Here is an 8,377-nt window from a genome sequence, read left to right on the forward strand (position 1 = left end):
ATGACGTCATAATCTGGGACAATGATCGATTATGAGGCTGTGCATGTCTTCAGGTAAGCCTAAAAAAAAGAAAAGACCTTCGGTGGTTGTCTTTGATTTGGGGGGCGTGCTGATCGGCTGGGACCCTGCGCGTGCCTTTCTTCCGGCTTTCTCGGGGGATAAGGAAGCAACGCGGTCTTTTCTGAACGATGTTGACTTTGAATCGTGGAATATGGAGCAGGACCGTGGTCGCTCGTGGATAGAAGCCGAGCGAAACTTCCGCGAGAACCATCCACAATATGCTCATATCATAGGTCAGTACCATGATAATTTTGATATCAGTATAACCGGGGCAATTGCGGGCACGGTTTCCATCCTTGAACGTCTGCATGCAGCCAATATTCCTTTGTATGCCATTACCAACTGGGCAGCAGACACTTTTGAAACAACGCGCAAGAACTATCCGTTCATGGATCTGTTCCGGGACATTGTTGTATCTGGAGAGGAACATCAGGTAAAACCGGATCCTGAAATTTATCAGGTCTTGCTACAGCGAAACGACCTTAAGGCAGAGGATTGCGTTTTTATTGATGACAACCAGCATAATGTTGACGGGGCCCGTCGGGTTGGCATGCATGCCATCCACTTTACCTCTCCCGAAGCCCTTGAGTCTGCCCTTGAGTCATTGCTGCGCATTCAATTATCAGCAGGGAATTCTGTCGGCTAGGACAAGGCGCTATCGCGGGAGGCTTTGCCCCCTTGGCAGGAGCATATCCGGTGGATGAGCTTCAGGTCGTTGTTGACCGCGTTTATAATCGCATTCTGGCAGAACCCCTGGAAGGCAAGGTCGCTGATTATATACCAGCCTTGGCCTGTGTTGCGCCGGATCGATTCGGTATCGCGCTTCAAATGCTGGATGGACGCCTGGCAACAGCCGGCGACGCCTTCTCCCCTTTCTCAATCCAGAGTATATCCAAACTGTTTTCTCTGGTTCTGGCCCTGCAAACATGGGGGGACGAACTATGGGAGAGAGTCGGACGGGAACCTTCAGGAACAGCTTTCAACTCGCTTGTTCTGCTTGAGCAGGAGAATGGCCTACCGCGAAACCCCTTCATCAATGCCGGTGCCTTGGCCGTAACCAATGCCATTGTCAGCCGCTTTGCCCTGCCCGACAGGGCCGTCATCGATTTCCTCGGCCATCTTGCCGGAGATATCAAATTGGTATTTGACGATACGGTTTTTCGTTCAGAATACCTACACGGGGACCGCAATCGCGCGATTGCTTACTTCCTGAAAGCACATGGGCGGATGGAGAACCCTGTAGAGGCCGTTACAACAGCCTATTTCAAACAGTGTTCCATACCAATGAGTTGTGTGGATCTGGCACGGGCGGGCCTGTTCCTTGCGACAGGTGGAAAGACCCTGAAAGGGAACCGGATTCTTGGGCCTGTTGAAGCCCGGCAGGTATGCTCCCTGATGTTGACGTGCGGCTTGTATGACGGCACGGGAGACTTCTCGTTCCGTGTTGGCTGGCCGGGAAAGAGTGGCGTTGGCGGGGGCATTCTGGCCGTTATTCCCGGACGTGGGACAGCCTGCGTATGGTCTCCTCCCCTTACGGAGAAAGGGAACTCGGTGCGGGGTATGCGCGCCCTTGAACTACTGGCACGAGCTCTGGAGAACGGTGAACTCTAACGTTACGGACGTCGTTGCCGCGATGATCTGGCCTTGCCAGCCATCGTTGAAGATGTCGGCGGTGGAACCGGAACTTCCAGATCAAGGGCTTCAAGACGGCGAATCTCATCGCGCAGACGTGCGGCTTCCTCGAACTCGAGGTTGCCAGCTGCGGCCCGCATTTTCTTGTCCAGATCACGGATAACATCTTGCAGGGACTGACCCGTCAGGGCAACCATACCGACAGGACCTGTATCAACGGTCACATAGTCATGGCCACTCACATCCCCAACGACATCCAGTATACGAGACCGTACACTCTCGGGCGTAATGCCATGCTCAACATTCCAGGCTTGCTGTCTCTCGCGTCGCCGCGCCGTTTCATCCAAAGCCGCAACGAGACTGTCTGTCATCCGGTCTGCATACAGTACAACCCGGCCATCAACATTACGGGCTGCACGGCCAATGGTCTGGATCAAGGAACGGGTGGAACGCAAGAAGCCCTCCTTGTCAGCATCAAGGATGGCAACCAAGGCACATTCAGGAATGTCCAGACCTTCACGCAACAGGTTGATCCCAACAAGCACATCAAAAACACCCAGACGCAGATCACGGATAATCTCGATCCGCTCCAGCGTCTCGATATCGGAATGCATATAGCGAACCCGGATACCCTGATCATGCAAGAATTCAGTCAGGTCTTCAGCCATCTTCTTTGTCAACACAGTCACCAAGGTTCGGCCTCCCGAGGCTGAAACGGTGCGTACCTCCGCCAGAAGATCATCAACTTGATATTCGACAGGCCGCACTTCGCAGACTGGGTCCACCAAACCGGTAGGACGAATAACCTGTTCGACAAACACACCACCTGCCTGCTCCAGCTCCCAATCTCCCGGGGTTGCTGAAACAAAAACCGTCGCAGGACGCATGGCATCCCATTCCTCGAACTTCAGTGGGCGATTGTCCACGCAAGAAGGCAGACGGAACCCATAATCAGCAAGCGTTGACTTGCGGTTATAGTCGCCACGATACATACCCCCGATCTGGGGCACTGTTACGTGACTCTCATCGACGATGAGTACCGCATCTTCGGGAAGATATTCAAAGAGTGTTGGCGGTGGCTCACCCGGATTGCGCCCGGTCAACCAACGGGAATAGTTTTCGATTCCCTTGCAGAAGCCGGTTGTCTCCAACATCTCCAGATCAAAAAGTGTCCGCTCCCGCAGGCGCTGTTCCTCAAGAAGTTTGCCTGCTACCGAGAGGGTCTTCAGACGCTCTTTCAGCTCCGCACGGATGCCCTTGGCAGCCTGGGACAAGGCGGGACGCGGCGTAACGTGGTGGCTGTTGGGATAAACGGTCATTTCCGCAAGGGACAGCAGCACTTCGCCGGTCAGGGGATCAAATTCAACGATGCGATCAACTTCGTCACCAAACAAGTCGATACGCCAGGCTCGATCCTCATAGTGAGCCGGAAACAATTCGACAACATCCCCGCGTACACGAAAATCCCCGCGTGAGAAACCAGCATTGTTGCGCCTGTATTGCAAGGATACCAGTGACCGGATAAGCGCATCGCGGTCAAGAACATCGCCCTTGCGGACCACAACCCGCATAGCAGAATAGCTTTCAACAGACCCAAGGCCATACAAGCAGGAAACAGAAGCGACAATCACCACATCCCGGCGTTCCAGGATTGCACGGGTTGCAGCATGGCGCATGCGGTCGATCTGCTCGTTGATCGAGGCATCCTTCTCGATGTACGTATCAGTACGGGGTACATAAGCCTCAGGCTGATAATAATCGTAATACGACACAAAATACTCGACAGCGTTGTCGGGAAAGAATGCCTTCATTTCTGCATACAGCTGTGCAGCCAGTGTCTTGTTGGGAGCCATTACCAGAGCAGGGCGCCCCAATGCCTCAATAACCTTGGCAGCCGTGAAGGTTTTTCCTGATCCCGTTACTCCCAACAGAACCTGATCCCGTTCTCCGGCCAGGATGCCCTTGGTCAAAGCTTCAATTGCAGCAGGCTGATCACCGGCCGGAACATAGTCCGATGCCAACCGGAATGTTGCCTTCGGGCCGGACGGAGGCTTTTGGTACATGGGAAGAACGGGTGTCATCGCAAATGCCAGCTGTTGTCAGAGCTGCCCATTTTCTACATCGCTACGGAAGATATGACCATCCCCACAGCGGAGAGGTGCCTTATGGCAAGGTATTATCTTCAATTGCACCAACACATATATGATAATTTGCACGCCCAACAATACTGACCTCAGAGACAATGGCCTCGGATTCTGCTGCCGGGCACGTGATCTCAACCTGCACCCCCTCCAAGATCAAGGTATACTCTTCCTCTAGGCGAATCCGTTGTTCTTCATCCTGCTCCCGGAACCGGATCCAGGCTTCGCCAGAGACGGCATAGATCAAGACGACAGACCCCAGCCCCCCCACTGTCAGACCAGGTCCTTTACGAATGCGGTGCAGTGTGGCACGACCATAATGGCGATCAACAATCAGGTTGAAGTCCCGGATCATTCCGCCAATAAGACGGCATTCAGCCAATCTATCGCCAGAAAAGGTATAGGGTTCTGTTTTACAGCTCAGCCTCTCGACCAGTGACCCATCGAGCAGAAGATCCATACCCTCCCCTTCAATAACCGCAACAAGACGATCATAACCGGGAAACAACGAGAACGGCCCCTGTCGGCTAACCTCGGAGATACTGATGCGCCAGAGAAAATTGCCCATTCCGTCTTCCGGTTCACGGGCAAGCTCGGTCGTCATACCGCGACCGTTACGCCACGGCATGCGTCGGTACCGATCAGGAGCAAGAAGGCGCATACCCATAACCACCCCCATATTCCGGCAATAAAACCCGGAATGACCCACACATCAGACTGCACCCAAAATACTTTTCCATCCAGATACTTTGGATGGGACGTCACATAAAAAACAAAATAATCTGCAGGCAACGATAGAGATATCACAAGGATTCCATTTGATTCACGCTGTCATTGGTGCCACACAGATAAGGTACGGCTTTGTATTTCTCGTTCCCTTTGGTGTGGAGAAAATCATGTCCCCCGGTTTGCTGCCAACCGCTGTTGTCGGGTACATTGATGCCTATAATCAGAAGAACGTTCCAGCCATGCTGGAAACCCTGTCTGACGATATTATATTTGAGAGCGTCAACGGGGGTATGCCCGGGTTGACCTTGGCGGGAAAAGAAGCCTTCACAACTCTTGCTGAACAAAGCATCCGTGCTTTTTCAGTCCGCAGCCAGTCTGTCCGCCATGCTGTTGTCGGGCACGATGCAGTTGCCCTTGAAGTGGACTATGCCGCGATTGTTGCAACAGACCTTCCCAATGGCTGGAAAGAAGGCCAGCGCATTGATCTACGCGGCGTCTCGTTCTTTGAACTGCGTCATGGCCTGATCTGCCGCCTGACAGATTTTGCCTGAGATTGGCAGCAGCCAGCCCCGCTGCCGAGACAGCGGGGCGTAAAGGGTAATATAGAAAAATCTAGAAGCGAATAATAGCTTCCAAGCCAATATTGCGACCATCACCGGCCTGGATGGCATTATCCCCTGCATTAAATTCGTTAACGCGGTATGCCTTGTCAAACAAGTTGTCAACAAAGGCTGATACCGTTATTGCCTCTGACTCATAGCTCAGACGGGCATTAACCAAGCTGTAGGATCCTTGTGCATACTTGTTGTTCTCATCCATATAGGACTTGCCATACCAGTTCACACCCAGCCTAGGCACCAAAGATCCAGATAGGGACGGCACATCGTGATAATAACTGATCGCTGTATTGGCTGACCATTCCGGAGTATACGGCATCTTCTTGCCGGTATTGGGACCCGATGTGAACTTTGAATTACTGACCGAGGCTCCGGCAGACAGGGCGAGGCCGGCCATCAGATTGGCTCGAGCTTCAACCTCTGCCCCTTTTACCCTGGCTTCACCACCATTGTGGAGCGCTTGTTGTCCCACGGGACCCGCATAAATCTGTGCATTGTCAATGTCTGTCATAAATAGAGACCCTGACAGATGCGCCCTGCGATCAAGAAAGTCACTGCGCAGTCCCATTTCATAATTCCAAGATTTCTCGGGGCTGTATGGGCTATCAGCACCACTCCGAAGTTCAGTTCGGTTAAAGCCCCCGGCCTTATAACCACGGCTTATCGAAGCAAACTGCACCAAATCTTCAGACCATTTCCAGTTGACAGCCGCCTTTGGTGTGAATGCTCCCCAACTGTCATCTTTACGGAAGATTGCCGTTACAGTACCGTCATTATAATCGTAATCAATGTTAGCTACATCATGAGCATAACGCCCACCGGCCGTAACAGACAAGCGATCACTCGCTTCCCAGGTTGCCTCACCAAACACAGCATAGTTTTTGGTCTTCAGTTTACTACGAAGAATTGAAGATTTACGTTTAAAATCAATATGTTCGCCATAAACTCCAGCAACGCCAGAGACAGGGATGTGCTCAGGATTGAATGCTAATCGTAGCTCTTGAGAGATAGAATCTTGGGCCTCACTCTCTTTACGAATAATCCGTCGGTTATGATTCCGCTTCTGTAAGCCTGTAATCGATTTCAGGGCCACAGTGCCAAAATCATACCCAATATCCAAGGATGCCGAATGGACATGGCGCCGGATATCGTCAGAGAGATCAAAGGAACCATACTTTGCATTGGCCTTCCTCTTTTTGACATCATCCATTGTCTTGAAGAAGATATTCTTCTCGATCGTCTTGTCATAACCAAAGCCAAGCCCGATATCCAGCGGCCCCCCGACAGGAGCATAGCGGAGCCGCCCGCTCATATGCTGGTCACGTCCGTCATCATACTTGTCCAATCCAGCCGGAATGTAGTCCGACTGTGCCGACCGATGAAAACCACGGGCGGTTATCGATGCGTACAGATGGTCCTTGATCAAGGGGGAAGCTATATGCGCTTCACCTCCCTGCCCCAGTTTGGCAACAGTCGTCTTGACGTAGCCGCTCATCGTATTGCCCGGTTTCTTGGTCACAATGTTGATAACGCCGGCATATGCATTCTTGCCATACAAGGTGCCCTGGGGCCCCTTCAGAACCTCAATCCGCTCTACCTTGGAAAGGCTTTGTTCCATCAACGACGCGTCCTGGGGGACACCGTCCACATACACAACAACTGAAGGCGTGTAGTAATCAAGCGGAGCCAGTCCGCGCAGGGAAAGACCAGTATAGGCGCTGTTTCCGCGTCGGTCGGCAGAGAACCCCGGGATCACGCGGCCCAAGTCTGTCACGGAACGAACACCTGCGCTTTCCAGTTCCTCATGCGATAGAACGGTAATGCCGCTGCTGACATCCTCTAGGGTAACAGAACGCTTGGCCGAAACCGTAACTGTTCCAAGACGGGCCGCTGCTGGGGCGCCACCCTGCGCCGGGGATCCGGATGTTTGGGCCCATGCATGAGAAGCAAAGACCAAAGCCACAAGACTGCCGCAGCACGGCAAGAGAACAGATCGAAATGTCATGGATCACCTGAACGTGTAAAGACGCAACTAATTATAGATGACGTACAATGCCGCACTACCTCTGCTGCGATCCGGTCAGAACCCAGTGCGATCAGGACTATAATTGCAAATGATTGTTATATGCGCCTGAACTCGCGTGGAGAAACACCATGGTAACGGCGAAATACCTTGGCAAAATGCGCCGGGCTTGAATAGCCAACGCTTAGGGCAACATCTGTAACGCTATCGGCGCAGTTTCGCAGAAGATCAGCGGCTGCCTGCATCCTGTGCTTTTGCAAACAAGCATAAACCGAAGATCCGAACTGACATCCAAATCCTTTCTTCAGCTTGTTCTCATTCAGACCAACAGCTGTTGCCAATTCACGAATGGACCACTCATAATCCAGCTGCGTAACCATTAGTCTGTGGGCTTCAGCTACCTTGCGACGATCACGAAGTGACAGAACCGTAGCCGGAACCGTAGCGCCGGTTACAGGCTGATCTTCCAACCGTCTCAGGACATGCGCCAGAATTTCAAGAGACCATGCTTCCTGCCATAAGCGATCACACCCACTTTCAAGACCCTTGCCCAGCATGTCGGACGCCAGATTACGAATAACGGAAGGAACCGGGAACTGTACCGGTAGCACATCTGATCGACATTGGCCGGACAAGCGTTCCAGGTAGCCTGCCAAAGTGACGGATGTTGTCGACAAGAACGCCTCGACTGCGCGGGGAGGAAAGCGTAACTCAACTGATGACACCTGCGTGTGGGATGGCACGCACAGCATCCCTTGAACTGGTTGGTCCGTGTAAAGCAGGGAGCAAGATCCATCAGAAAATTCTACGTATTCGCTTTGGTCTGCCGTATCAAAGCGCGCTGACCCTGCAAGCATGATACAAATGACAAAGACTGGCTCCAGGTAGCATTTCTGCTGCAAGCCTGTTTCAGAATAAAAGTCATACAGGCGTAAGGAACAACCGGAGAGTGTTAGGGAGCGACTAATCTTACCAATAAACCCGCACCGTTTGCCACCAAGCAAGGTTTGCCCAGGCGCTGCAACAGACTCCTCCCCGAAAACAGAATAACCTGCCAAGACGTTGTTCCCACTTATCATTATGACAGTCCGCCTAAAGGAGAAGCAGCAATTCCACAGGCGGGATCATAACCAGAACTGATACTAACTATCAATATCATTGTGGTGGTAACAAGG

7 protein-coding genes are annotated in these 8,377 nt (G+C 52.3%); 3 read left to right on the forward strand and 4 right to left on the reverse strand.

Features of this window, described 5'->3' with window-relative positions; translation table 11 throughout:
* Positions 1-82 precede the first annotated feature (82 nt).
* Positions 83-706, forward strand: coding sequence for an HAD family hydrolase (locus tag HEQ60_RS06140; RefSeq protein ID WP_168070620.1), 624 nt, complete (start codon positions 83-85; stop codon positions 704-706).
* A gap of 50 nt (positions 707-756) precedes the next feature.
* Positions 757-1,671, forward strand: a complete 915-nt coding sequence (locus HEQ60_RS06145) for a glutaminase (protein WP_168070622.1) — start codon at positions 757-759, stop codon at positions 1,669-1,671.
* Positions 1,672-1,673: 2 nt separating this feature from the next.
* Here the strand turns inward: HEQ60_RS06145 and uvrB are convergent, their stop codons facing one another.
* Complete coding sequence (gene uvrB / locus HEQ60_RS06150; protein WP_168070624.1) at positions 1,674-3,773, reverse strand: excinuclease ABC subunit UvrB; 2,100 nt, start codon at positions 3,771-3,773, stop codon at positions 1,674-1,676.
* Between the two features lie 82 nt (positions 3,774-3,855).
* Positions 3,856-4,500: a HutD family protein gene (locus HEQ60_RS06155; protein ID WP_168070626.1), complete on the reverse strand. Its 645-nt coding sequence runs from the start codon at positions 4,498-4,500 to the stop codon at positions 3,856-3,858.
* A gap of 229 nt (positions 4,501-4,729) precedes the next feature.
* Between HEQ60_RS06155 and HEQ60_RS06160 the strand changes: the two genes are divergently transcribed.
* A complete protein-coding gene (locus tag HEQ60_RS06160; RefSeq protein ID WP_168070629.1) occupies positions 4,730-5,113 on the forward strand; it encodes a nuclear transport factor 2 family protein in 384 nt (127 codons plus the stop codon).
* Positions 5,114-5,174: 61 nt separating this feature from the next.
* On the opposite strand, the gene HEQ60_RS06165 is transcribed toward HEQ60_RS06160, so the two are convergent.
* Both HEQ60_RS06165 and HEQ60_RS06170 read right to left on the reverse strand, forming a co-directional pair.
* On the reverse strand, positions 5,175-7,184 hold the full coding sequence (locus HEQ60_RS06165; protein ID WP_168070631.1) for a TonB-dependent receptor: 2,010 nt from the start codon (positions 7,182-7,184) through the stop codon (positions 5,175-5,177).
* 116 nt (positions 7,185-7,300) lie between these two features.
* Complete coding sequence (locus HEQ60_RS06170) at positions 7,301-8,281, reverse strand: helix-turn-helix domain-containing protein (RefSeq protein WP_168070633.1); 981 nt, start codon at positions 8,279-8,281, stop codon at positions 7,301-7,303.
* Between the last annotated feature and the right edge of the window lie 96 nt (positions 8,282-8,377).

This window comes from Haematospirillum sp. H1815 (assembly GCF_012102705.1).
Classification (GTDB): domain Bacteria; phylum Pseudomonadota; class Alphaproteobacteria; order Rhodospirillales; family Rhodospirillaceae; genus Haematospirillum.